The sequence below is a fragment of the Ornithinimicrobium murale genome, assembly GCF_003352835.1.
Lineage (GTDB): Bacteria > Actinomycetota > Actinomycetes > Actinomycetales > Dermatophilaceae > Ornithinicoccus > Ornithinicoccus muralis.
Genome location: NZ_QLVD01000024.1, coordinates 51,808 through 76,480, shown reverse-complemented (window position 1 = coordinate 76,480; position 24,673 = coordinate 51,808). Strand labels below are relative to the sequence as shown.

Sequence of the window (24,673 nt, the reverse complement as noted above, 5' to 3'; positions counted from 1 at the left end):
CCACGGCATACTGCGATCATGACCGCGGCTCTGCGACCAGCTGACCACACGCCCGATGGAGCGGACCCGGACCTCGCCCAGGATGTCGGGGCTCGCCTGCGGGCGATCCCCGACTTCCCGGAGCCGGGAGTCGTCTTCAAGGACTTCACGCCGCTGCTGCTGGACCCGCCCCTGCGGGACCGGGTGGTGGCCGACGTGGTCCGACGACGCCGCGGGACCGTGGACGTGGTGATCGGCGTGGAGGCACGCGGGTTCATCCTCGGCGCCATCATCGCCCACGAACTGGGCGTCGGCTTCGTGCCGGTGCGCAAGGAGGGCAAGCTCCCGGCGGCAACCCACGCCGTCTCCTACACCCTGGAGTACGGCTCAGCGACGATCGAGCTGCACACCGACGCGGTGCGCCCGGGGGAGCGCGTGCTCGTGGTGGACGACGTCCTTGCCACCGGCGGCACCGCGGCAGCCACCGTCGACCTCGTCCGGCAGTGCGGCGGCGAGGCGGTGGCGGTCGAGGTGGTGCTCGAGCTGGGCTTCCTCAACGGTCGCAGCAAGCTCACGGGCACGCCGGTCCACGCGCTGTTGACGGACTGACCAGCGGCACTGTCGGTGGACGATGGCGCAACCTGGGGTCTGAGCGGCCTACAATCGCGTCATGAGTGAGGATGTCGCCCCGGCCTCCTCCCACAGCCACGGCGTCCGCGCACGCCTGGCCCGACTGGGAGGCACCCGGCCCGGGTCCAACCCGGTGCTGGAGCCGCTGCTGCGTGCGGTCCGGGCCACCCACCCCAAGGCCGACCTCGACCTGATCGAACGGGCCTACCGCGTCGCGGAGCGCGCGCACGAGGGCCAGCAGCGCAAGAGCGGCGACGCCTACATCACCCACCCTCTCGCGGTCGCCACGATTCTGGCCGAGCTGGGGATGACCCCCTCGACACTCGCCGCAGCACTGCTGCACGACACGGTGGAGGACACCTCTTACGCGCTGGCCCAGCTGCGCAAGGACTTCGGCGACGAGATCGCGATGATGGTCGATGGCGTCACCAAGCTGGACAAGGTGCAGTATGGCGAGGCCGCCCAGGCTGAAACCGTCCGCAAGATGGTCGTGGCCATGGCGCGCGATATCCGGGTGCTGGTGATCAAGCTCGCCGACCGGCTCCACAACGCGAGGACCTGGCGATATGTGTCCCCGGAGTCTGCCGCCCGCAAGGCCAACGAGACGCTGGAGATCTACGCCCCGCTGGCCCACCGGCTCGGCATGAACACGATCAAGTGGGAGCTGGAGGACCTGTCCTTCGCCCAGCTCTACCCGAAGATCTACGACGAGATCGTCCGGATGGTCGCTGAGCGGGCCCCGGCGCGGGAGGAGTATCTCGCCACGGTCCGCACCGAGATCGGGAGGGACCTGAAGGACTCCAAGATCAAGGCGGTGGTGACCGGGCGCCCGAAGCACTACTACTCCGTCTACCAGAAGATGATCGTCCGCGGCCGCGACTTCGAGCAGATCTACGACCTGGTGGCGGTCCGCGTCCTGGTCGAGACGGTGCAGGACTGCTATGCGGTGCTCGGTGCGCTGCACGCCCGGTGGAACCCGGTCCCGGGCCGGTTCAAGGACTACATCGCGATGCCGAAGTTCAACATGTACCAGTCGTTGCACACGACGGTCATCGGACCCGATGGCAAGCCGGTCGAGGTCCAGATCCGCACCCACCAGATGCACCGTCGCGCGGAGTACGGCGTCGCCGCCCACTGGAAGTACAAGGAGGACGGCGTCAAGCCACCCCTGGGGCCCGACGGGGGGCCCGGCCAGATGGAGGGCATGGAGTGGCTGCGCCAGCTCCTGGACTGGCAGAAGGAGACCGCCGACCCGGGGGAGTTCCTGGAGTCCCTGCGGTTCGAGATCGGCGGTGCCGAGGTCTATGTCTTCACTCCGGGGGGCGACGTCATGGCCCTGCCCGCCGGTGCAACCCCGGTGGACTTCGCCTATGCGGTGCACACCGAGGTCGGGCACCACTGTGTCGGCGGCCGGGTCAACGGCAAGCTGGTGCCGCTGGACAGCTCGCTGGCCAATGGCGACGTCGTCGACATCCTGACGAGCAGGGCTGCGGAGGCGGGGCCGAGTCGTGACTGGCTCAACTTCGTCAAGAGCCCCCGGGCCCGCAACAAGATCCGCCAGTGGTTCTCCAAGGAGCGCCGCGAGGAGATGATCGAGTCCGGCAAGGACCAGATCGCCAAGGTGCTCCGCAAACAGAACCAGCCGCTGCAACGGTTGATGTCGCACGAGACGCTCAACGCCGTCGCGGGCGACCTGCGCTATCACAACGTCGACGGCCTCTACGCCGCTGTCGGTGAGGGGCACGTTTCGGCTGCCCATGTGGTCAAGCAGTTGGTGTCCACGCTCGGCGGTGAGGACGGTGCCACCGAGGACCTGGCCGAGGCGACCGTGCCCAACCGGGGCCGCAACCGGTCGCTCGACTCAGGGGTCACCGTCGTTGGCACGGACGACGTCTGGGTCAAGCTCGCCAAGTGCTGCACGCCCGTGCCGGGCGACCCGATCATGGGCTTTGTGACCACCGGCAAGGGTGTCTCGGTGCACCGGACCGACTGCACCAACGCCGAGTCGCTGAAGCAGCAGTCCGAGCGGATCATCGACGTGGCCTGGTCACCGACGGAGACCAGCGTCTTCCTGGTGCAGCTGCAGGTCGAGGCCCTCGACCGGGCCGGGCTCCTGGCCGAGATCACCAAGGCGCTCACCGACCAGCACGTCAACATCCTCGCGGCCTCGGTGCAGACCGGACGAGACCGGGTGGCGCTGTCCAAGTTCACCTTCGAGATGGCTGACCCGAGCCACCTGGAGTCGGTGATCCGCGCGGTGCGGCGGGTCAGCGGCGTGCTCGATGCCTACCGGATCACCGGCACCCAGCGGACCGACCCGCACCGCCGGCACCAGAGCGCCTGACACCGCGGCCACACCCGCGCACGGGCACGCCCTCACCCGCCCACAGGCAAGTTCTCTCTGTCGCGCAGGTCAGCCCTCAGGCAGGTGAGAGGAAGGCCTGGAGAGCGCCGGCATACATCGCCTGGTCGGCGACGCCACAGGCTTCCCGGGTTGAGTGCATCGACAGGGTCGGGGCACCGAAGTCGACCGTGGTGGCCCCGGTCAGGGCCGAGGTCATCGGCCCCACCGTCGAGCCGCAGGGCAGGTCCGTGCGGGTGACGAAGCTCTGCACCGGCACCCCAGCCTGCTCGCACGCCAGACGGAAGGCCGCCGCGCCGAGCCCGTCGGTCGCATAGCGTGCCTGGGCGTTGATCTTCAGGACGGGCCCCCCGTTCATCTGCACGTGGTGACCGGCCTCGTGACGGTCGGCATAGTTCGGGTTCGTCGCGTGGGCCATGTCACCGGAGGCGATCACCGTGCCGGCCAGCGCCCGCAGATAGTCTTCGCGTGACCCGTTGCGGGACAGCACGATCCGCTCCAGTGTTGCCGTGAGGAAGGTGGACTGGGCCCCGCGCTCAGTGGTGCTGCCGACCTCCTCATGGTCGAACAGCGCGATCACCGGCACGACGCCGGGGGTGCCCGCCTCGACGGCGGCGACCAGCGCGATGGACGCTGCGAAGGACGTGGCCAGGTTGTCCAGTCGCGCCGAGGCGATCAGGTCACGATCCCGCCCGATGCGCCTGGCCGGGGTGAGGTCGTGGGTCATCAGGTCCCAGCCGAGGACATGGCTGGCTGGCACCTCGAGCCGTTCGGCGATGAAGCCCAGCAGGTCGCCGGCCGTCTCGCCCTGCCCCCAGTGCGGGACCAGGTGCTGTTGCGGGTTGAGCTTGAGACCCTCGGAGTTCACTGTGCGGTCCAGGTGCGGGGCCAGCTGCGACACGCGCAGCAGGGGCTCGTCGATCAGGAGGAGGCGACCTTCGGCGCCGCTCTCTCCACGGACCGCGACCCGACCGGACAGCCCCAGGTCCCGGTCCAGCCAGGTGTTCAGGAGCGGCCCGCCGTAGATCTCGACAGCCAGCTGCTGCCACCCCGCCCGGAGCACGTCCGGCCGTGGCTTGATGCGCAGGTTGGGGGAGTCGGTGTGCGCGCCCACCACCCGGAACGGCGTCGCGGGGGCCGGGTCGGCCTCGGTCGACCAGGCGATGAGTGAACCACCGCGCACCGTCATATAGCGCCCGGGCGCGCTGGGGGTCGGGTCCGTCTCGGCGAGGCGGGTGAACCCGGCGGCCAGCAGCAGCGCCGCAGTGCTCTCCACCGCGTGGAAGGGCGAGGGAGAGGCATCAAGGTATGCCGTCAGGCTGCGTGCGGTGTCATCCTGGTCGAAGGCGTGGGTCACCGCTCAGCCGCCGAACTCGGACAGGCCACCGCGAGCGGAGTCCAACCAGGTCTGACGGGCCTCGAGCGCGGCCTGGGCCTCGGCGATCTTCTTGTCGTCGCCCGTGGCCCGTGCTGCCTCCAGGTCCTGCTCCAGGCCCTGCACAGCACGCTCCAGCTGCTCCACCATGGACTGCGCCCGGGCGTTCAGCTCAGGATTGCTCTTCTGCCACTTGGCGTCCTCCTGGTCGCGGACCGCCTGTTCGACCTTGCGGAGCCGGCCCTCGACGCGCGACATGTCCGAGCGGGGCACCTTGCCGGCCTCGTCCCAGCGGTCCTGGATGCTGCGCAACGCGGCCTTGGCCGACTCCAGGTCCTTGATGGGGAGGAGCGCCTCCGCCTCGGTCAGGAGCGCCTCCTTGACCACGAGGTTGGCCTTGAACTCCTCGTTCTCCGCCGCGACGACCTCGTCCTTGGCGTTGAAGAAGGCGTCCTGGGCGGCGCGGAAACGCTCCCACAGGGCATCGTCGTCGGAGCGCTGTGCGCGACCGGCGCGGCGCCAGTCCTGCATGAGGCGCTTGAAGGCGCCGGCGGTGGGTCCCCAGTCCTTGCTGGTGGACAGCGCCTCGGCCTCGACGACGAGCTTCTCCTTGACACGCTTGGCCTCCGAGTGCTGGGTGTCCAGCTCGCTGAAGAAGGCCTTGCGGTTCTTGTCGAAGGTGCTGCGCGCGGAGCTGAGACGCTGCCAGAGGCCGTTCTCCACGTCCTTGTCGAGCTTGGGCCCCTTCTTCTGCAGGCCGCGCCACTGGTCGAGCATGCCGCGCATCTTGGCGCTGGCCGACTTCCACTGAATCTGGTGGACATCCGCTGCCGCCAGCGTCTCGGCCTCGACGACCAGGGACTCCCGGACGGCCGTGGCCTCCGCCTTGGCGGTGGCACGCGCCTCAGTCTCGGTGCGCTGACGCTCCTTGACCGCGGCCTCGATGGCGGTGACCCGGTCCCGCAGGGCTGCCAGGTCGCCGACGACGTTGGCCTCGCCGATCTGGTCCCGCAGGGTCTTGAGGGACTCCCGTGCCTCGTGCGCAGAGATCTCGGTCTGGTCCAGACGCTGCTCCAGGAGTTGGGCACCGGCCACCAGCTCGTCGTGCTTGCGGGCGAAGTAGGCCAGCGCCTCCTCGTGCGAGGCTTCCGGGTAGGAGCCGACGGCTCGCTCCTGGTCGCCGTCCTTGACATAGACGGTGCCGTCCTCGGCAACTCGGCCGAAGGCCATCGATTCCGAGGGCTTCGAGGTGACGGGTGGCGTGGGCACGGCAGGGGTGACCGCCGGCTTGCGTCCGGCCAGGGCCGCGGGGGAGGGGACCGGACCCGGCTTCGGTGCTGGCTTGGGCTTCGGTGTCGGTGCCGTCTCGGCGGCTGGTGGTGCGGGGGTGGGCGTTGCCTGGGTCTCAGCCGCTGGAGGTGCCTCAGGCTCTGTGGGCGCGGCAGCCTCGCTCGGTGCGTCAGGCTCGGTTGTGCCGGCCTCCGTCGCCTCAGGCTCAGTTGCCGTGGTTTCGGTCGCCTCAGGCACTGCAGCCTCGGATTCCTGCGCCTCGGGTGTCTCTGGTGCTGTGACCTCGGCTTCGGGTGTCTCTGGTGCTGTGACCTCGGCTTCGGGTGTCTCTGGTGCTGTGACCTCGGCTTCGGGTGTCTCTGGTGCTGTGACCTCGGCTTCGGGTGTCTCCGGTGCTGTCACCTCTGGCTCGTCAGCACGTGTCTGTGGGGAGCTCTGCTCGTCGACCGTGACCGGTGACTCCTCGACCGTTGCCGACGTGTCGTCCGGCGTGCTGTTGGTTCCCTGCGGCTGCTCGCTCACTCTGTCGCCTTTTCCTGTGTGACCTCGACCGAGAGGATGCTGATCGGTGCCGCCGGGGTTCCGTCGGCACCGCCGCCATCGACGCCTTGTTCGGCGACGCGGTCCACGATGTCCATTCCACTGGTGACTTTACCGAAGATGCTGTAGCCACCACCTGCCGCCGGCAGTTCTGTGTCCTCGTAGACGATGAAGAACTGTCCGCCATTGCTGTTGGGGTCCTGGCTGCGAGCCATCGCGAGCGTGCCCGGGGGGTAGGTGCCGTCCTCCGGCGCGTTCTCGATCCCGAAGGTATAGCCCGGGGCGCCCCGCCCAGTGCCCGTCGGGTCGCCACACTGCAGCACGAAGATGCCCTGCGTGGTGAGCCGGTGGCACGGACTGTCGACCCAGTAACCCGCCTCGGCGAGGTGACCAAAGGACGCCACGGTCTCCGGGGCCTTGTCGCCGAAGAGGTCGACCTCGATCGTCCCGCAGTTGGTTTCGATGCTGCCCGACCAGGTGCCGGACGCCTGCTGCTCCGGTGCCTCCAGTGGCGACATCGTGCGGGCACTCGGCACGACCGGCGGCTCGCTGCAGCCAGCGCTTGCGCCGGCAGGGGAGAGCGTGGTGGCGTGGCCGCTGATGTCGTCCTGACCCTCTTCGGCGGTATCGGTGGTCTCGGGACTGCCGCATGCGGTGAACAGGACGACGCTGGCCACGAGCGACCCGACTGCCTGCCACCGGTGACGACCCAGCGCCATTTCTCGTGCTCCTGACGTGCTTGGGCAAAGGTGGAGCGGCCAGTCTAGGCAGCGGTCCGCGGCGAAACGGTCACAGCCGGATGACGGTTTGGACACGATCGGACGTAGGTTTGGTCACATGTTGGTCATCGGCATCGAAGCGGCCGCTTTCGGCACTAATTGCTACCTGGTCGCACCCGCCTCGGGCGAGGAGTGTCTGATCATCGACCCGGGCGTTGGGGTGGTGGATCAGGTCGCCGAGACCCTGTCCGCTCACGGGCTGCGGCCGGCTGCCGTCCTTCTCACCCACGGCCACCTGGACCACACCTACTCAGTGACGCCCGTCTGCGGGGGCACCACCGCGGCATACATCCATCATGACGACCGCTATCGGCTCCGTGATCCGTTGTCCAGCACCAGCCCTCAACTGCTCGGCATGCTCGAGCAGCAGTTCGGCCGTCGCGCCAACTGGGCCGAGCCGGACACCGTGGTCGACCTGGCCGGAGGTCAGGAGCTGGAGCTGGCTGGCCTCTCGCTCGGGGTCTCGCACGCCCCCGGACACACCGAGGGCTCGGTCCTGTTCAGTCTGCCCGGCGTGCCGACGGGGATGCCGGACGAGGTCGATCGCACCGTGCTGACCGGGGACGTCCTGTTCGCTGGGTCGATCGGCCGCACCGACCTGCCCGGTGGTGACCACGCGGCCATGCTGCGGTCACTGCGCGATGTCGTCCTGCCGCTGCCGGACTCCAGCCTGGTCCTGCCGGGCCACGGACCGGCCACCAGCATGGCGCGGGAGCGCACCACCAACCCCTACCTGACCTCGCTGGCCTGACCGAGCCCAGCCCGTTGCTCCGGCCAGGGTGCTGGCTGCCAGCGGTGACTGCCAGCGCCGGGGCGGGTCGCCAGGCACCCCTCGTTAGACTCGCCGGGTGATCAAGCCCCGCACCGCCCCCGGCACCCTCGAGCTCCTGCCCACCGATCAGATCGCCTTCCAACGGATGCTCGACGTGATCCGGTCGGGCTACGAGAGGTTCGGGTTCCTGCCGATCGAGACGCCGGCGTATGAGCTGACCGACGTCCTCCTGACCAAGACCGGGGGAGAGACCGAGCGCCAGGTCTTCTTCGTGCAGTCCACCGGTTCGCTGGAAAAGGCAGCGGCGCAAGAGGACCCGGGGCTCCCAGAGCTCGCCCTGCGGTTCGACCTGACGGTTCCGCTGGCCCGCTACGTCGCCGAGCACGAGCACCAGCTGACCTTCCCGTTCCGGCGCTACCAGATGCAACGGGTCTACCGTGGTGAGCGCCCGCAGAAGGGGCGTTACCGCGAGTTCTACCAGTGCGACATCGACATCATCGGCAAGGACGGGCTCAGCCCCCGCCACGACGCCGAGTGCCCCGCCGTGATCCACACCATCTTCACCGACCTGGCCATCGGTGCCTTCACAATCCAGCTCAACAACCGCAAGCTGATGCGCGGCTACTTCGAGGATCTGGGGATCGCTGACGCCGACCAGCAGGTGGCGGTGCTGCGCGAGGTGGACAAGCTCGACAAGCGGGGGCCGGACGCCGTGCGCGAGACCCTGGTGGGGGAGGGCTTCCAGTTGGCGGCTGAGGTCGCGGACTCGCTGCTGGCGCTCGTGGCCATCAGGTCCACCTCACACGAGGACGCGATGGCGATCCTGGACCGGGTGCAGGTGGCGTCGAGGGGGTCGGAGGCGCTGGCCACCGGGGTGGCCGAGCTGCGCGAGGTGCTCTCCGTGCTCCGCGACCTCGGCGTCCCGGAGAGTGACTACGCCCTGAACCTGTCGATTGCCCGTGGCCTGGACTACTACACCGGCACCGTCTACGAGACGACCCTGGACGACCACCCGGAGATCGGTTCGGTCTGTTCGGGCGGGCGTTACGACGACCTGGCGGGTCAGTACACCAAGTCCACGCTCCCCGGGGTCGGTATGTCGATCGGGCTGTCGCGGTTGTTCTGGCAGCTGCGCGAGGCCGGCCTGGTCAGCACCGCGGAGTCAACGGTGCAGGTGCTGGTGCCCCAGCTCGACGAGGCCTATTTGCCCCAGTGCCTCGCGCTGGCCACCGACCTGCGGCAGGGCGGCATCAACACGGAGGTGGTCCTGGACGGTGGCAAGCTCGGCAAACAGCTGCGGTATGCCGATCGTGCCGGGATCCGGTTCGTCGCCATCGTGGGGGAGCAGGAGGTCGCGGCGGACACCGTCACGATCAAGGACCTGCGCCGCCAGGACCAGTTCACCGTGGCCCGCGACGAGGTGGTTCCCGCCGTGCGCGTCGAGCTCGCCCAACCGCTGGATCTCCCGAAAGACTGAGGTCACGGTCCTCTGCACCGGGTCGCGGGCATCCCGGGAGGTGGTTTCGGCTCCCGGGCAGCAGCGTGTTAGCGTAATAGCGCGTTACTACAACGAAGGTCCTGAAACCACCCCTGGAGCAGAGATGAAGCGCCGAGACGGCGGTGAGCAGCCGCACGTGAGCGACGAGATGTCGCAGCGAAGCGCAGCCCAGGCTGAACTGGCGCGGGCACTGGCTTCCGTGGAGAGTCCCGAGCAGATGGCCGCGTTCCTCACCGCCCTGTGCACGCCCGCCGAGCTCGAGGCACTGGCCGACCGGTGGAGCGTCGTGCCGCTGTTGGCCGACGGCGTCTCCTACCGCCAGGTCCACGAGCAGACCGGTGTCAGCGTCACGACCGTCGGGCGGGTGGCCCGCTGTCTCGAGCACGGGACCGGGGGTTACCGCTCGGTGCTTGCGCATACGCGCGGTGCGCATCCCGCCCAGGGCTGAGCGCACCGACCCAGAACCTCGTGGTCGCACTGACGCGACCCATCCCCGGCGCACCGCGCCCCCAGACCTGCACCACTGCATACGGCCAAGGTTGTTCCTGGCCCAGACCACGGAAGGTCACCATGACCCCGCCTGCCATCACCCGGGACCGCCTCCGTGTGGCGATCCAAAAGTCCGGCCGACTCGCCGAACCGGCCCGCGACCTGCTCGCCTCCTGCGGCCTGACCTGGCGAGAGAGCCGCGACCGGCTGTTCTGCTATGGCGAGTCCTTGCCCGTCGACCTGCTCCTGGTCCGTGACGACGACATCCCCGGCCTCATCGCTGACGGCGTGTGTGACCTCGGAGTCGTCGGTCGCAACGTCCTGGTCGAGCACGACCTCGGTCGCACCGCCAACGGTCAGGCCAGCGCGCTGAAGGAGTGGCGCCAGCTCGGCTGGGGCGTGTGCCGTCTGGACATCGCGATCAACGATGACGAGCAGTGGGCCGGGCCCGAGCAGCTTGCGGGACAGCGGATCGCCACGAGCTATCCCCGCACGCTGGGCCGCTGGCTCGATGAGAAGGGCGTGGACGCGCAGGTCGTCACCCTGTCGGGATCGGTGGAGATTGCGCCGCGCCTCGGACAGGCCGACGTCGTCTGCGACCTGGTCTCCACCGGCGGGACCCTGGCGGCGAACGCGCTCAAGCCGGTCGAGACGCTGCTGCACTCCGAGGCCGTGATCGCCGGCCCGCCGGTCCCGCTGGAGGACGGCCGGGAGGAGATCGCCGACCTGTTGCTGCGCCGGATGGACGGTGCGCTGCGGCTGAAGGAGACGCGCCTGCTGATGCTCCGCGCCGGTCGGGACGTGCTGACCGAGGTGCTGCAGCGCCTCCCCGCCGGTGGCGAGCCGACGGTGCTGCCGGTCGACGGCCGCGATGAGGTCTCGGTGCAGCTGTTGTGCCACAACGCCGTCCCGTGGCCGCGCCTGGAGGAGCTTAAGCGCGCCGGTGCGCACACCATCATGGTGCTGCCGGTGGAGGGGATGCTCGCATGAGGACCGTCAGGTGGTCGGCCCTGGATGACAGCGCCCGCGCCGAGCTGCTGGCCCGTGGCACGGCGGCCGCTGGCCCGCAGGTCACCGAGGGGGTCACCGAGATCCTGCGCGGAGTCCGGGAGGGCGGCGACGCCGCACTGCAGGAGTATGCCGAAAGGTTCGACCGCGCGCCCGCCCAGTCCGTGGTGGTCGAGCAGGAGGAGATCCGCAGGGCCGCCGCCGCGCTACCGGAGGAGCTGCGCATCGCCATCGGTGACGCGGCCACCAATATCCGCACCTTCCACCGGGCGGGGATGACCGTCAGCTATGAGGTGGAGACCGCACCGGGGGTGATCTGTGCACGCGTCGTGCGACCGATCCGCCGGGTGGGGCTCTATGTGCCGGCCGGCAGCGCACCGCTGCCCTCGACCGCGTTGATGCTCGGCGTGCCGGCCCAGCTGGCCGGGTGTCCTGAGGTTGTGCTGTGCACACCCCCCGGTGAGGACGGCCTGCCTGACGCCACCGTGCTGGCTGCGGCAGCCGAGTGCGGCATCACGCAGGTGTTCGTGACCGGGGGAGCGCAGGCGATCGCCGCCATGGCCTATGGCACGGAGTCGGTCCCGCGCTGCGACAAGATCTTCGGCCCCGGCAACGCCTGGGTCACCGAGGCCAAGCGGCAAGTAAGCACCGACGAGGGCGGGCCGGGCATTGACCTGCCAGCTGGCCCCTCGGAGGTGCTGGTGATCGCCGATGCCGGGGCAGACGCCGAGTTTGTAGCGGCCGACCTGCTCTCTCAGGCCGAGCACGGCCCCGACTCGCAGGTGCTCCTGCTGACGGATGACAAGGCGGTGGCGCAGGCCGTGGCCGAGCAGGTGGCGGAGCAACTGGCGGTCCTGCCGCGCGCCGACATCGCGGGCAAGGCGCTCGGCTCCAGCGCGATCGTGGTGACTCAGGACCTGGAGGAGGCCTTCGCGATCAGCAACGACTATGCCCCCGAGCACCTCATCCTGGCGCTGCGTGAGCCGGAGGACTGGGTGGACCGCGTGGAACGTGCCGGGTCGGTCTTCCTCGGCGACTGGGCACCGGAGACCCTCGGTGACTACTGCAGCGGCACCAACCACGTGCTGCCCACCGCGGGTGCCGCGCGCTGGACCGGTGGCGTGAGCGTCGCCAGCTTCCAGGTGGCGATGACCGTCCAGCGGGTGAGCCCGCAGGGGCTGGCTGCGGTCGGTCCCACGGCCGTGGAGCTGTCGGGAGCCGAGGGACTGATCGGTCACCAGGCGGCCGTGACCCGGCGTCTGGCCAGGGCCACGACCACGAACAGCGAGGGCACCCCGTGACGCCGGGCCAAACCTCCCCAAAAATGCGCATGAGCCGGTCCGAACCTCCCCAAAAATTGGGGGAGTTCCCGGCCGACCTGATCCGGGAGGACCTACGCGACTTCGCCGGCTACTCCTCGGCCCGCACCTCCGACACCGGGGCACCGGCCACGATCTGGCTCAACGCCAACGAGGCCGCGACCGCGAGTGCCGTCGACCCCGAGGGTGCACAGCGCCGCTATCCGGACCCCCAGCCCGAGGACCTGGTCGCGGCGTTGGCCGGCCTCTACGGCGTCACGTCGGAGCAGGTCGTCGTCGGCCGCGGCAGCGATGAGTGCATCGACCTGCTCGTGCGGGCCGTCTGTGCCCCCGGCGGCGAGCACGGGATCGTTCAGGCCTCCCCGACGTTCGGGATGTATGCCGTGACGGCCCGGGTGCACGGCGTCCCCGTCGTCGATGTCCCCCAGCAGGACCTGGGTGGGCTCTGGGAGGTCGACACCGACGGCCTGCGGGACGCTGTCGCCGAGCAGGGCGCCCGGATCGTCTTCCTCACCAGCCCCGGCAACCCCACGGGTGCCGTCGTGCCGCTGGACGCCATCGAGCACCTCGCAGCAGACCTGGCCCAGCAGGCCGTGGTGGTCGTCGACGAGGCCTACCAGGAGTTTGCCGGGCCACGCAGTGCCGCAACGTTGTTGGGCAACCACCCCAACCTGGTCGTGCTGCGCACCCTGTCCAAGGCCCACGGCCTGGCCGGTGCCCGCGTCGGCAGCGCGCTGTGCCACCCGGATCTGGCGGCCGTCCTGCGCCGAGTGCAGGCGCCCTACCCGCTGCCGGCACCGGTCACCGAGCTCGCCGTCGCGGCACTGTCCAGCTCCGTGCGCCGCTCGGTCGATGCCCGCGTCGCACGGACCCGGATCGACCGGGAGCGCCTCGCCGAGCTCCTGGACGCCGATCCGCGCGTCGAGACGGTCTACGCCAGCGAGGCCAACTTCCTGCTGATCCGCGGCCCTGGGGTGGACACCCTGCTCACCGACCTGCGGGCCAGTGGCATCGTGGTCCGCGACATGAGGCACCAGCTCAGCGACGCTCTGCGCATCACCGTGGGCTCGCCCGAGGAGATTGAGGCCGTGCAGCAGGTCCTGGCAGACGGCGCCCAGACCCACGAGACCACCACCGAGCACGCGCCCACCACCGGACCCGCGCCCACCACCGAACCCGCCCCCACCACCGAACCCGCACGAGGAACCCACCCATGAGCACCCAGCGACCTGTCCTGTTCATCGACCGGGACGGCACCATCATCGAGGAACCCGCCGACTGCCAGATCGACTCCTACGACAAGCTGCGCCTGGTCCCCGGCGTCATGCCGGCGCTGGCCCGGCTGCGGGACGCCGGCTGGGACTTCATCATGGTGTCCAACCAGAACGACCTCGGCGGCCCGAACTTCCCGGTCGAGTCCTTCCAGGGCCCACACGACCTGCTGCTGCACATCCTGGAGAGCCAGGGCATCACCTTCCGCGACGTCTTCGTCGACCCGCACCCGCCGGGTCCCAACCAGCCGGACACCCGCAAGCCGGGCATCGGCATGGTCAAGCACCTGCTGCGTGACCGCGGCATCGACTGGGACCGCTCGATGATGGTCGGGGACCGCCTCACCGACCGGGAGTTCGGGGACAACCTGGGCATCCGGACCTACCTGCTGCAGAGCTCGATGGGCGAGGGTGGTGAGGAGGCGGTCACCTGGGAGCAGATCGCCCACGAGCTGGCCAACCGACCCCGCGTCGCCGTGGTGGACCGCAACACCTCCGAGACCAGGATCCATGTCGAGGTCGACCTGGACCGCGCGGGCGACATCGAGGTGTCGACCGGCCTGGGGTTCCTGGACCACATGCTCGACCAGCTGGCCAAGCACGGGGGGTTCTCGATGAAGGTCGCCTGTGAGGGTGACCTGCACATCGACGAGCACCACACCACCGAGGACACCGCCCTGGCCATCGGTCAGGCTGTGGACACGGCTCTCGGTGACCGGCGTGGCATCGGCCGCTACGGCTTCACCGCGCCGATGGATGAGGCGCAGGCCAGTGCCGCGCTCGACCTGTCGGGACGCCCGTTCCTGAAGTTCGACTGCGACTTCGACCGCGAGATGGTGGGTGACCTGCCCACCGAGATGGTCGAGCACTTCTGGCGCTCCTTCGCCGAGTCGCTGCGCGCCACGCTCCACCTGTCGGTCACCGGTGACAACGCCCACCACAAGATCGAGGTCGGCTTCAAGGCGGTGGCCCGCGCGCTGCGCCAGGCCATCCGGGTGGAGGGCAGCGAGCTGCCGTCCACCAAGGGTGTGCTGTGACCCGTGGCTAGGTCCAGGGTCGCCCTCGTCGACTCGGGCGGCACCAACATCGCGTCCGTGCGCTATGCGCTGGACCGGATCGGCGCCGATGCCCGGTTGACGCGTGATCCGGCTGACATCCTGGCCGCGGACCGGGTGATCCTCCCCGGGGTGGGGGCAGCAGGAGCCGGTATGCGGAGGCTCAGGGAAGCCGGACTGGTGGAGGTTCTCCGGGCGGTCGAGCAACCGCTGCTCGGTGTGTGTCTGGGCATGCAGCTGCTCTTTGACCGGTCGGCCGAGGACGGGGGTGTGGAGTGCCTCGGGCTGGTGCCGGGCGAGGTGGTCCCCATCCCGGGGGCACCGGGGGTGCGCGTGCCGCACATGGGGTGGAATACCCTGACCGCACTGCGGGAGGACCCGCTCACGGCGGGGCTCCCCGACGGCACGCGGGCCTACTTCGTGCACAGCTATGCCGTGCCGGTCACGCCGGACACGGTGCTGACGACGCAGCATTCCGGCACCTGGAGTGCCGTGGTGCGCAGAGGCAACAGGTGGGGCGCACAGTTCCACCCCGAGCGATCGGCCCGCGCTGGAGCGCGGCTTTTGACAGACTTCGTCCTGGAGGTGACGCCATGACCGACTTCACCGTCTATCCCGCGATCGACGTCCGCGAGGGCCGCGTCGTCAGGTTGCACAAGGGTGACTACGACAAGGAGACCCGCTACCCGACCGAACCGCTCGACGTGGCCCGTGACTATGCCGCGGGTGGGGCAAGCTGGCTGCACCTGGTCGACCTGGACGCCGCCCGTGCCGGCGGCTACACCCTGACCGCGCTGTTGCGCGAGGTCGTCTCGGAGACGGCGCTGTCCGTGCAGACCGGTGGGGGCGTGCGCAGCAAGCAGGATGTTGCCGCGCTGCTCGAGGCCGGCGCGGCGCGCGTGGTGATCGGGTCCCTGGCCGTGACACAGCCGGAGACGGTGACCAGCTGGATCGAGGAGTTCGGGGCCGACCGGATCACGGTCGCGCTCGACGCCCGCACGGGGGAGGACGGCTCCTGGGTGCTGCCCACTGCGGGGTGGACCTCGGACTCCGCAACGGATCTTGCGGTGCTGCTGAGCCACTATGCGCGCTCCGGCCTGGCGCACGCGCTGTGCACCGACATCGGGCGGGACGGCACCCTGGCCGGTCCGAACCTCAACCTCTACACCTTCCTGACCCGCGCGGTCCCCGACGTGGCGGTGCAGGCTTCAGGCGGTGCCCGCCATGCGGCTGACGTGCGTGGTGTCCGCAAGCTCGGCTGCGCCGGGATCATCCTCGGCAAGGCGCTCCTCGAGGGCCGGTTGACGATTGACGAGGCCATCGCTGAGGAGCGCCGGTGACGCTGGCGCGCAGGGTGATCGCCTGCCTCGACGTCAGCGATGGACGGGTCGTCAAGGGCACCAGGTTCCGCGATCACCAGGACATGGGTGGCATCACCGAGCTGGCCGCGCGCTACAGCGCCGAGGGCGTGGACGAGCTGGTCTTCTACGACATCACGGCCAGCCCGCAGGGGCGTCGGGTGGACCTGGACTGGATCGACCGGGTCGCCCGCGAGATCGACATCCCGTTCTGTGTCGCCGGAGGCATCAGCTCGGTCGAGGACGCCCGCGCGGTGCTGCTGGCCGGTGCCGACAAGGTCTCGGTGAACACCCCGGCGACCCGGCGGCCAGAGCTGGTCGGTGAGCTGGCCCGCGAGTTCGGGACCCAGTGCGTCGTGGTGGGCGTCGACAGCCTGCGCGACGAGGACGGGCAGTGGCGCATCCGGCAGCTGACGGGTGACCCGGACGCCACCCGCGCCCTGGAGACCACCACCCTCGCCTGGGTCGAGCGGGTGCAGGAGCTCGGCGCCGGGGAGGTGGTGCTCAACGCCATGGGGTCCGACGGCGTGCGGCGGGGCTATGACGTGGAGCAGCTCCGTGCGGTCCGCCAGGTGTGCCAGGTCCCGCTGATCGCCTCCGGCGGTGCAGGCAGTGCGCAGCATTTCATTGACGTCTTCCGCGACGCTGACGTGGACGGGGCCCTGGCGGCCGGAGTCTTCCACTCCGGGGAGCTGGCGATCCGGGACCTCAAGGAGCGCTTGGGCGAGGCAGGCATCGAGGTGCGAATGGACGACCCCGTCCCCGTCGGGGGTCCACGCACACCGCCGACCACGCCACCCCGCATCCCGCGTAGCTCACCGACCGCGGGCACACCGACGTCGATGGAGGGCACCACCGCATGAGCGGCTCGCTGCAGCTGCCCGATGGTCTGGGCGTCGCTGACCTTGACTTCGCCAAGCAGGGCGGGCTGCTGCCCGCCGTGGTGCAGCACGTGAGCACGGGTCGGGTGCTGATGGTCGGCTATCAGGATGCCGAGGCACTCAGCGCCACCTTGGTGACCGGCCTGGCCACGTTCTACAGCAGGAGCAGACAGGAGCAGTGGGTCAAGGGCGCCACCAGTGGCAACTACCTTCGTGTCGCGGCGGTCCAGGTCGACTGCGACCGGGACACGGTCCTGCTGCTGTGTGCGCCCGACGGTGCGACCTGCCACACCGGCGCCGAGTCCTGCTTCGAGGCTGCGCGGGCAGGTTCCGAGGTCGGACCGGCCGGTTCGGACGACCGACAGGGAGGGTTCGAGGTCGGACCGGCTCGTTCGGAGGCTCGACAGGGAGGGTCCGAGGTCGGCTCCTTCCTCGCGGACCTGGAGCAGATCGTGCTGCGTCGCGACCGAGAGCGGCCTGAAGGGTCCTACACCACCTCGTTGCTCGAGGGTGGCATCCGCCGCGTGGCTCAGAAGGTCGGTGAGGAGGGTGTGGAGACCGCCCTCGCCGCGGTCGTGCAGGAGGACCCCGAACTCGTCGGGGAGTCGGCCGACCTGATCTATCACCTGCTGGTGCTGCTGCGCAGTCGTGGACTGGGACTGGCCGACGTTGAGACAGAGCTGCGCCGGCGGCACGGCTGAGCCGGGGCGGCGTTGCCTGTCCCACAGCGGGCTGATCGCGCGTACGGTGCTGTGATGACGCGAGAACGGTCCGCGCTCCTGGCGCAGCTGGAGTCCGAACGACGTCATGTGCTGGCCACCGTGGACGGGCTGCACGATGCCCACCTGACCCGCACCATCGCTGCCTCAGGCTGGTCTATCGCCCAGCTCCTGAACCATCTGACCTACGACGATGAGATCTTCTGGGCCAGTGCCATCCTTGGTGGTGATGACGAAGCGATGGCCCTGATCACCGACGGCTGGAAGGTCCCGGTGACCTCTGGCCTTGAGACGGTGGAGCTGTACCGGCACTGGTCACACCGCTCCGACGCCGTGCTGGCAGGGGTGGATCTCGACGCTCCGCCGTGCTGGTGGCCACCGGAGGACGTGTTCCCTTTCCCACCGTTCGCGGATGCTCGCCAGTGCCTGCTCAGGCTCCTCGTCGAGACCGCCACCCACGCGGGCCACCTGGACATGGTCCGCGAAGGTATCGACGGACACCAGCATCTGGTCGTCGACTGATGCATCAGCGCAAGGCACACCAGGCTGCGGACCTGGTGACACCCCGATCCACGGTGACCCGCTGGGTGGACGCGGAGACCACCCCCTGGCAGAACGGGGGTGGTCTCACCCGAGCTGTCGCAACCGCACCTGGGACCAGCGGCCCGAGCACCTTCGACTGGCGGGTGAGCATCGCCGACATCGAGGCGCCGGGTCCCTTCTCGGCGTTTCCCGGGGTCGATCGGGTCCTCACGCTGCTCGAGGGCGGGTCGATGGTGCTGGCGAGCGCGGCGGGGGAGACCGTGCTCGTCGAGCGCCGGCCCCACCACTTCCCAGGGGAGCAGTCCGTGACGGCCCGCCTGCCGGACGGCCCGACCAGGGCCCTGAACCTGATGACCCGCCGTGGCCGGGCCAGCGGCCAGGTCGTGGTCCACGATGGGGGAGCCGGGCAGGCGGGAGACACCCGTCTCGGCCCTGTCAAGGGCGGCGCACGCCGGCTGGTGGTCGCGCTGGAGGACGGGTTCACCGCCAGCGGCGGTGACGGCCAGACCTGGAGGCTCGCGCGGTATGACGTCCTGGACACCACTGAGCCGGTGGCCCTTCGCGGTGCCCCCTGCGTTGTGATCACGGTCGGCTCCTAGTGGACTGGGACGGACTGACGCCGGTGCGCGGGCAGGGGCTTGTCCTGCGGGACTGGACCGATGCGGACATCCCGACGATGGTCACCCTGTTCAACACGGACGAGATGGACCGCTGGACACCACTTCCGCAGCCGTTCGACACGGACGTCGCGACCGACTACGTCCGGCAAGCGCGTGAGGCACGCGAGGGTGGCACCCTGGCGTTGGCGATCACCCACGATGGAGGAGCGCCGATGGGCGAGGTGCTGCTGTTCCCGACCGAGACCGCGACCGGTTGCGAGTTCGCCTTCGCTGTGGGCCAGGAGCATCGGGGTCAGGGGTTGGCGGCTCGGGCTGTCCTGGCACTCTTCCCGGTGGCGGTCAGCGCCGGCTACCAGATGAGCCGTCTGGTGATCGCGACCGGGAACACCGCGAGCCAGCGCAGCGCTGTTGCCGCTGGTTTCAGCCTGGCACCGAGTCCACTGCAGCGTCGCGAACGCAAGGGGTATGTGCTGCAGATGGCGACCTGGACCCGCACCCTGGAGCGCTGACTCTCACCTCATCGCAGAAGGCTCATGTGTGATGTGTTGCCCTGACCACGACATCATGGATCGTGGTCTCGGCGCCGTTCGGGCCCGTCATAGCGCGATGTGACTCCTCCGCGGTGACGATGTCCCAGCTGGCCGAGCTCAGCACGGCCGTGATGGTGGCAGCTGTCGCCGAGGCCTCCGCCGGCGGCCGGGTCTCGTGCTTTGCGTGCTGGTGCTCACCGTGGTTCTGGTGGTCATCGTGGTTCTGGTGGTCATCGTGGTTCCGCTGGTCATCGCGGTTCTGGTGGTTACCGTGGTTCTGGTGCTCACCGCCGGGCGGGTGCCCGTGGCCCGGCTGGTCCTGGCCGTCGTCGGGACTGTGGTGCAGGTGGCCGACGATGAGCAGAGTGCCGCCGGGGGCCACCCAGGTGGCGAGGCGTTCGTAGAACTCCACCTGCGGCATGGCCGGATGGGCGTAGTGAGTGGTGACCAGGTCGAACTGCTCGGTCGGCTCCCAGGTGGAGAGGTCGGCCCGGACCCAGGTCACCAGGTCCCCGACACCGTTGGCCGCCGCTCTGTCCTGAGCGAGCGCCAGGGCGGCCTGCGAGACGTCGGCCCCGAGGACGCGCCACCCCTGGGAGGCGAGCCACACTGCCTCCGCGCCGGCTCCACACCCGGCGTCGAGCGCCGTGCCGGGCCGCAGGTCGGCGACCTCGGTCAGCAGGTGCGGATTGGGCGGACTCACGCTCATGGGGCCACGCCGGTCTCCCTGCCAGATCTCATCCCAGTAGTCCTTGCTGAAGGAGTGTTCCATCAGGCTCCTTCCTGGGCTGGCTCGGACGATGCCGGGACTGGGGCGTCGATCGGCGCCAGGCCGGCCATGACAACCTCGGAGATGAGGTGCTGCGCGGCGCGGGTGCCCGCGGCGACCGCATGGCTCACCTGAGCGCCCAGATCGCTCGCGTTTCCGGCGACCCACACACCGGGAACGGTGCTCCTGCCGAACTCATCCGCCTCGATGAACGCCCCCATCGGGTGCTCGGTCGGCTCAAGGCCGATGCCCTCGAACGGTTCGGTGCGTGCGACCATCCGGGTCGCCACCACGATGGCGTCCACATCGATGGCGCGTCCGTCGGCCAGGCGCACTCCCCGGAGCGCGTCCCCCTCGACGTCCAGCCCGGTGACAGTGCCGTCGATCACGGCAACGCCGAGTGCCGCCAGTTGACTCTGCTCCTGCGGCTCGAGCTCGTGGTCGTTGGAGAACAGCACCACGTCGGCGCTCCACTGCCGGAACAGGAACGCCTTGTGCACCGACTGGGGACCGGTGACCAGGATGCCGATGCGGCGGTCGCGCACCTCCCAGCCGTGGCAGAACGGGCAGTGCAGCACGCCGCGGCCCCACTGCTCACGCACACCAGGCACCTCCGGCAGCTCGTCGACCAGGCCGGTGGCGATGACCAGGCGCCGTGCCCCGAACGAGGCACCGTTTCGTGTCCTGAGCGTGAAGCCGGTGGCCGTGCGCTCCACGTCCACCACCTCGCCGGTGACGATCTCGCCGCCGTAGCCGCGCACCTCTTCCCGTCCCCGCCGCAGCAGTTCGACCGGGCTGATGCCCTCCAGGCCCAGCAGGCCGTGCACTCCCTCGGCCGGGGCGTTGCGCGGTGCTCCGGCGTCAATGACTGTCACCGCTTGTCGCGCTCTGGAAAGCGTCAGGGCTGCGCTGAGCCCGGCCGCACCCCCGCCCACGACCACCACGTCACGCAGCCCTTCCTCGTGAACCGACATATCCCACACTCCCTGCTCGTTCGCCTTCGCACGCAGGCCGCGTGCGCGTTCTGCACGATGGTGTCCCGCCGTTGCCACAGTTGGCAAGTAGAGTTGCCAAATGGCAAAATAGCGGCATGGATACCACCGCCAAAACACTGGACGCCGTGGGGCCGAGACTCCGGGAGCTGCGCCAGCGGCGTGACGTCACGTTGAGCGACCTGGCCGAGGAGACCGGGATCTCGACGAGCACGCTCTCCCGGCTCGAGGCCGGTCTGCGTCGTCCGACACTGGAGCAGCTGTTGCCCCTGGCCCGGTCACACGGGGTCACCCTGGATGAGCTCGTCGACGCTCCACCCACGGGAGATCCGCGCATCAACCTCAGGCCGCTCCGCACCACGGACGGGAGCACGGTCCTGCCGCTGAGTCGCCGACCGGGAGGCATCCAGGCCTACAAGTTCGTCCTGCCCGCCGGACGGGAGGGGGACGAGCCGGTGCTGCGTAGCCACGAGGGCTACGACTGGGCGTTCGTGCTCAGCGGTCGGCTCCGGCTGGTGCTCGGTGAGCACGACCTCGTCCTCACGCCGGGCGAAGCGGCCGAGTTCGACACGCGCACACCGCACTGGTTCGGCGCGACGAGCGCGGGCCCCGTCGAGTTCCTCAGCCTGGTCGGAAAGCAGGGGGAGCGCGCCCATCTGCGGGCGACGACCCAGCAGGACCGCTAGGAAATGAGCAGGCCGGCCCACGAGACCAGCACGACGGTCAGGACCAGGAACGGCATCCACGGCTTCCAGGACACGGGATAGAGGACCCCGGTGAAGTAGTGGTCGATGAAGCCGGTCTCGGTCAGGGGCAGCCACCCGCCACGCCGGCGCGAGTGGTTCTCCAGGGTGGTCAACGGGCACGGCAGATCACGGACCTGCCCGGCCAGGCCCCACGCCAGCGCGGGGAGGTGCAGCCAGAGCACCCACGGCTGAAACCAGGCGAGGAAGCCGCCGAGGACCACGACCACGGAGAAGGCGAGGTGGACCAGCATGGTGGCCACCGCTGCCACGCGGTGCGGCAGGGTCCACATGCCGATCAGGGAGGGCGATCCGGTCACTTCCCCAGGATAGGTGCGGTGGTAGGACCGGGGCGGGTTTCGGTGTGCGGCGCGTGATCCAGCATGATGGGTCGTGTGATCATGTCGATCCCCAGCCCGGACATCAGCCAGTTCCAACTGGGCCCGCTCACCATCCGCTTCTATGCGCTGTGCCTCCTGGCCGGCATGATCCTTGCCTGGTTCATCGGTCGCACGCGCTGGGTCGCCCGTGGAGGGCTGGCCGACACCTTCGAGTCGATCGCCATCGTCGCGATCCCCTCCGGCATCGTCGGGGCCCGTATCTACCACGTGGCAACGCACTGGGAGGACTACTTCGGGGAGGGCCGCGATCCGATCAGCGCGCTCTACATCTGGGAGGGCGGGATCGCCATCTTCGGCGCCGTCATCGGCGGCGGCCTGGGTGCGCTGTTCGTGTGCTGGCGCCGCGGTGCGCGGATCACCGCGTTCGCCGACTCGCTGGCCCCAGGCCTGATCCTGGCCCAGGCGGTCGGTCGACTCGGCAACTGGTTCAACCAGGAGCTCTTCGGCGGGCCGGACGATGGCCCGCTGGGCCTGGAGATCGCCCCCGATCGCAGACCGGCTGAGCACCGCGACGTCGAGACCTTCCAGCCGACCTTCCTCTATGAACTGACGTGGAACGCCCTCGGCTGTCTGGCGCTGCTGTGGATCGACCGGAAGTTCCAGCTCGGCTGGGGCAAGCTGTTCGCGCTCTACATGGTGATCTACGGCTCTGGCAGGTTCTGGATCGAGGGGATCCGCACCGACTTCAGCTACATGGTGGGTCCGTTGCGCACCAATCAGGTCACGGCGGTGGCGTTCATCGTCGCGGGCCTGTTGCTCTTCGCGATCGCCCACAGCCTGCGCAAGGGGCGCGAGCCATGGGTGGAACGCGCGGGGGTCGGCGGCCCGGACCACACCGACTCGGACCACACCGCCTCGGACCACACCGGCTCGGACCACACCGACCCGGACCACACCGACCCGGACGGTGCGGAGCCAGCCGGAAACGATCCTGGTCGCGCGGAGTCATCGGCGGTCGACGAGGGAGCACCACCCGAGCGCACCTGATCGACTCACCGCGCCTGATCGACTCAGGGCACCTGACCGACTCACCGCGCCTGATCGACTCAGGGCACCTGATGGACTCAGGGCACCTGATCGCACCTGAGCCACTAGCTGCCCGGCACCTGCTGGGCCCGCAGGCCGAGCCGTTTCAACTCGAGGCCGGCCAGCTCCCGGATGGTGTGCTCATCACCCGTGCGCCACGCCGCCAGGGGGTCCGCGTCGACCCGCACCAGACGGCGGGGCGACTGGTGCACCAGGGCCCGCAGGGCCAGGAGCTCCTGGGCGCTGTCACCCTGACGTAGCCTGCCCAGCTCGTGCGCTCGACGGGCCCAGAGATAGCGCACCAACAGGTAGCCGCCGGCCACGAACAGGATCGGGACCGCACCCACGAAGACCGACAGGAGCCACGCCACCCGGGTCACCCCGGAGTCGAGAGCATCACCCGCCGACACCAGTGACTCGCCGGCATCGGCCGCGCCCGTGAACGGTCCCGTGAGGCGGTCTCCCACGAGCGGTACCTCACCGATCTGGTCGGCGACATCATCCATTCGCGTCTCCACCGTCGTCCCCGCGGTGCGTAGCGGGCCGGCCGGCGCGGCGAGCAGACGGACCAGGTCAAAGGTCCAGCGCGCCACCAGGACCCAGAGGACAACCCAGCCGAGGGCCAGTGCGTCACCGATGACCTGGCGGGTGCGTCGGGCCGGGGTTTCGGCATACCAGTGCATGACAATGACGGTATGGCCCAGCAGACCCCCGCACCAGCACGGGACCCCCTCGGGCGTGCGGCGCGCGGGTGGCTGGACCACCTGCGCGTTGAACGGGGAGCCTCCGAGCACACCCTGCGCGCCTACCGTCGCGACCTGGATCGCTACCTGCGCTTCGTGCGCACCCGCGGCGTCACCACACCGGAGGGGGTCGCCGAGGGGCTGGTCAGTGACTTCCTCGCGCACCTGCGCACCGGCGATGACGAGCACCAGCCCCTTGCCGCGTCGTCGGCGGCCCGGGCGCTGGTCGCGGTCCGGGGTTTCCACAAGTTCCTTGCGGCCGAGGGCGACGTCGCCGACGACCCGGCCCAACAGGTCGCCCCGCCCACGCCCGCCCGCCGGCTGCCCAAGGCGATCAGCATCGAGGCCGTCGAACGGCTGCTGGATGCGGCCTCCGTGGGGGACACACCGGCCAGCCTGCGGGACCGGGCCCTGCTCGAGGTTCTCTACGGATCCGGCGCGCGGGTCAGTGAGGCCATCGGTCTGGACCTGGACGACATCGACCTGGGCCGGGACACCGCCCGCCCGGACGCGGCGGGCCAGGTGACGGCAGTCGTGGGCGAGGACCCCGGTGGGCCACCGGAAGACGCTGTGGTGCGGCTGTTCGGCAAAGGCAACAAGGAACGGATCGTGCCCCTGGGCAGCTATGCGACCGACGCGCTGGAGGCATGGCTGGTCCGGGGGCGACCGGCCTTCGCGGCCAAGGGCCGCGGGACCCCAGCGGTCTTCCTGAACCAGCGCGGAGGCCGACTCTCGCGGCAGAGCGCCTGGAACCTCATCCAGCAGGCCGCCGAGCGGGCCGACCTGTCCGGTCACCTGAGCCCCCACACGCTGCGCCACTCCTTCGCGACCCACCTGCTGGACGGTGGAGCCGATGTCCGGGTCGTCCAGGAGCTGCTGGGCCACGCCTCGGTCGCGACGACGCAGATCTACACACTGGTCACGGCACGGCACCTGCGCGAGGTCTATGCCCAGGCGCACCCGAGGGCCCGGTAGCCCGCG

General features: G+C 69.8%; 26 protein-coding genes. 19 read left to right on the top strand and 7 right to left on the bottom strand.

Annotated features, from left to right (window positions below; translation table 11 throughout):
• Positions 1–18 precede the first annotated feature (18 nt).
• Positions 19–588: an adenine phosphoribosyltransferase gene (locus DPQ65_RS12040; protein WP_114907593.1), complete on the top strand. Its 570-nt coding sequence runs from the start codon at positions 19–21 to the stop codon at positions 586–588.
• Between the two features lie 61 nt (positions 589–649).
• Positions 650–2,953: a RelA/SpoT family protein gene (locus tag DPQ65_RS12035; protein ID WP_114907592.1), complete on the top strand. Its 2,304-nt coding sequence runs from the start codon at positions 650–652 to the stop codon at positions 2,951–2,953.
• A gap of 76 nt (positions 2,954–3,029) precedes the next feature.
• On the opposite strand, the gene DPQ65_RS12030 is transcribed toward DPQ65_RS12035, so the two are convergent.
• Genes DPQ65_RS12030 through DPQ65_RS12015 form a run of 3 tightly spaced genes read right to left on the bottom strand, consistent with a single transcriptional unit; the run spans position 3,030 to position 6,895 of the window.
• Positions 3,030–4,328, bottom strand: a complete 1,299-nt coding sequence (locus DPQ65_RS12030) for a M18 family aminopeptidase (RefSeq protein ID WP_114907591.1) — start codon at positions 4,326–4,328, stop codon at positions 3,030–3,032.
• 3 nt (positions 4,329–4,331) lie between these two features.
• Positions 4,332–6,158, bottom strand: a complete 1,827-nt coding sequence (locus DPQ65_RS12025; protein WP_202863106.1) for a DUF349 domain-containing protein — start codon at positions 6,156–6,158, stop codon at positions 4,332–4,334.
• On the bottom strand, positions 6,155–6,895 hold the full coding sequence (locus DPQ65_RS12015; RefSeq protein ID WP_114907590.1) for a peptidylprolyl isomerase: 741 nt from the start codon (positions 6,893–6,895) through the stop codon (positions 6,155–6,157). The genes DPQ65_RS12025 and DPQ65_RS12015 overlap by 4 nt, the downstream gene beginning before the upstream one ends.
• 118 nt (positions 6,896–7,013) lie before the next feature.
• Between DPQ65_RS12015 and DPQ65_RS12010 the strand changes: the two genes are divergently transcribed.
• The 14 genes from DPQ65_RS12010 to DPQ65_RS11945 all read left to right on the top strand — a co-directional run bounded on the left by DPQ65_RS12010 (position 7,014) and on the right by DPQ65_RS11945 (position 18,997).
• On the top strand, positions 7,014–7,706 hold the full coding sequence (locus DPQ65_RS12010; protein WP_114907589.1) for an MBL fold metallo-hydrolase: 693 nt from the start codon (positions 7,014–7,016) through the stop codon (positions 7,704–7,706).
• 97 nt (positions 7,707–7,803) lie between these two features.
• Entirely contained in the window at positions 7,804–9,204 is a 1,401-nt protein-coding gene (hisS, locus tag DPQ65_RS12005; protein ID WP_114907588.1) for a histidine--tRNA ligase, read from the top strand.
• Between the two features lie 124 nt (positions 9,205–9,328).
• Positions 9,329–9,673, top strand: a complete 345-nt coding sequence (locus DPQ65_RS12000; RefSeq protein ID WP_238146822.1) for a YerC/YecD family TrpR-related protein — start codon at positions 9,329–9,331, stop codon at positions 9,671–9,673.
• A 122-nt stretch (positions 9,674–9,795) separates the two neighbouring features.
• Complete coding sequence (hisG, locus tag DPQ65_RS11995; protein WP_114907587.1) at positions 9,796–10,704, top strand: ATP phosphoribosyltransferase; 909 nt, start codon at positions 9,796–9,798, stop codon at positions 10,702–10,704.
• Positions 10,701–12,023: a histidinol dehydrogenase gene (hisD, locus tag DPQ65_RS11990; protein ID WP_114907586.1), complete on the top strand. Its 1,323-nt coding sequence runs from the start codon at positions 10,701–10,703 to the stop codon at positions 12,021–12,023. Before hisG ends, hisD begins: the two co-directional genes overlap by 4 nt.
• Positions 12,024–12,052: 29 nt before the next feature.
• Positions 12,053–13,258 carry a histidinol-phosphate transaminase gene (hisC, locus tag DPQ65_RS11985; RefSeq protein WP_114907630.1) on the top strand — a complete coding sequence of 402 codons (1,206 nt, stop codon included), beginning with the start codon at positions 12,053–12,055 and terminating at the stop codon, positions 13,256–13,258.
• Positions 13,255–14,349: a bifunctional histidinol-phosphatase/imidazoleglycerol-phosphate dehydratase HisB gene (hisB, locus tag DPQ65_RS11980; protein WP_114907585.1), complete on the top strand. Its 1,095-nt coding sequence runs from the start codon at positions 13,255–13,257 to the stop codon at positions 14,347–14,349. The genes hisC and hisB overlap by 4 nt, the downstream gene beginning before the upstream one ends.
• Before the next feature lie 3 nt (positions 14,350–14,352).
• A complete protein-coding gene (hisH, locus tag DPQ65_RS11975) occupies positions 14,353–14,964 on the top strand; it encodes an imidazole glycerol phosphate synthase subunit HisH (RefSeq protein ID WP_114907584.1) in 612 nt (203 codons plus the stop codon).
• Entirely contained in the window at positions 14,961–15,707 is a 747-nt protein-coding gene (gene hisA, locus DPQ65_RS11970) for a 1-(5-phosphoribosyl)-5-[(5-phosphoribosylamino)methylideneamino]imidazole-4-carboxamide isomerase (RefSeq protein WP_114907583.1), read from the top strand. Before hisH ends, hisA begins: the two co-directional genes overlap by 4 nt.
• On the top strand, positions 15,704–16,588 hold the full coding sequence (hisF, locus tag DPQ65_RS11965) for an imidazole glycerol phosphate synthase subunit HisF (RefSeq protein WP_114907582.1): 885 nt from the start codon (positions 15,704–15,706) through the stop codon (positions 16,586–16,588). The genes hisA and hisF overlap by 4 nt, the downstream gene beginning before the upstream one ends.
• On the top strand, positions 16,585–17,307 hold the full coding sequence (gene hisIE, locus DPQ65_RS11960; RefSeq protein WP_114907581.1) for a bifunctional phosphoribosyl-AMP cyclohydrolase/phosphoribosyl-ATP diphosphatase HisIE: 723 nt from the start codon (positions 16,585–16,587) through the stop codon (positions 17,305–17,307). Before hisF ends, hisIE begins: the two co-directional genes overlap by 4 nt.
• Before the next feature lie 54 nt (positions 17,308–17,361).
• Positions 17,362–17,847 (top strand): mycothiol transferase, encoded by a 486-nt coding sequence (locus DPQ65_RS11955; protein WP_114907580.1) that lies wholly within the window; start codon positions 17,362–17,364, stop codon positions 17,845–17,847.
• The gene (locus DPQ65_RS11950; RefSeq protein ID WP_114907579.1) at positions 17,847–18,467 is read left to right on the top strand and encodes a HutD/Ves family protein; all 621 of its coding nucleotides are present in this window, start codon (positions 17,847–17,849) and stop codon (positions 18,465–18,467) included. The genes DPQ65_RS11955 and DPQ65_RS11950 overlap by 1 nt, the downstream gene beginning before the upstream one ends.
• Positions 18,467–18,997, top strand: coding sequence for a GNAT family N-acetyltransferase (locus tag DPQ65_RS11945; RefSeq protein WP_114907578.1), 531 nt, complete (start codon positions 18,467–18,469; stop codon positions 18,995–18,997). Before DPQ65_RS11950 ends, DPQ65_RS11945 begins: the two co-directional genes overlap by 1 nt.
• A 22-nt stretch (positions 18,998–19,019) precedes the next feature.
• Here the strand turns inward: DPQ65_RS11945 and DPQ65_RS11940 are convergent, their stop codons facing one another.
• Both DPQ65_RS11940 and DPQ65_RS11935 read right to left on the bottom strand, forming a co-directional pair.
• On the bottom strand, positions 19,020–19,790 hold the full coding sequence (locus tag DPQ65_RS11940; protein ID WP_114907577.1) for an SAM-dependent methyltransferase: 771 nt from the start codon (positions 19,788–19,790) through the stop codon (positions 19,020–19,022).
• Positions 19,790–20,761: an NAD(P)/FAD-dependent oxidoreductase gene (locus DPQ65_RS11935; protein ID WP_114907576.1), complete on the bottom strand. Its 972-nt coding sequence runs from the start codon at positions 20,759–20,761 to the stop codon at positions 19,790–19,792. The genes DPQ65_RS11940 and DPQ65_RS11935 overlap by 1 nt, the downstream gene beginning before the upstream one ends.
• 116 nt (positions 20,762–20,877) lie before the next feature.
• Here DPQ65_RS11935 and DPQ65_RS11930 point away from each other — a divergent pair, with 116 nt between their 5' ends.
• A complete protein-coding gene (locus DPQ65_RS11930; protein ID WP_114907575.1) occupies positions 20,878–21,465 on the top strand; it encodes a helix-turn-helix domain-containing protein in 588 nt (195 codons plus the stop codon).
• Here the strand turns inward: DPQ65_RS11930 and DPQ65_RS11925 are convergent.
• The gene (locus tag DPQ65_RS11925) at positions 21,462–21,842 is read right to left on the bottom strand and encodes a DUF2784 domain-containing protein (RefSeq protein ID WP_114907574.1); all 381 of its coding nucleotides are present in this window, start codon (positions 21,840–21,842) and stop codon (positions 21,462–21,464) included. The two genes, DPQ65_RS11930 and DPQ65_RS11925, sit on opposite strands and share 4 nt — an antisense overlap.
• A gap of 81 nt (positions 21,843–21,923) precedes the next feature.
• Between DPQ65_RS11925 and lgt the strand changes: the two genes are divergently transcribed.
• On the top strand, positions 21,924–22,910 hold the full coding sequence (lgt, locus tag DPQ65_RS11920; RefSeq protein ID WP_238146828.1) for a prolipoprotein diacylglyceryl transferase: 987 nt from the start codon (positions 21,924–21,926) through the stop codon (positions 22,908–22,910).
• Positions 22,911–23,014: 104 nt separating this feature from the next.
• Here the strand turns inward: lgt and DPQ65_RS11915 are convergent, their stop codons facing one another.
• A complete protein-coding gene (locus tag DPQ65_RS11915) occupies positions 23,015–23,632 on the bottom strand; it encodes a hypothetical protein (protein ID WP_114907572.1) in 618 nt (205 codons plus the stop codon).
• 12 nt (positions 23,633–23,644) lie between these two features.
• Here DPQ65_RS11915 and xerD point away from each other — a divergent pair, with 12 nt between their 5' ends.
• A complete protein-coding gene (gene xerD, locus DPQ65_RS11910) occupies positions 23,645–24,667 on the top strand; it encodes a site-specific tyrosine recombinase XerD (protein ID WP_114907571.1) in 1,023 nt (340 codons plus the stop codon).
• Positions 24,668–24,673: the final 6 nt, after the last annotated feature.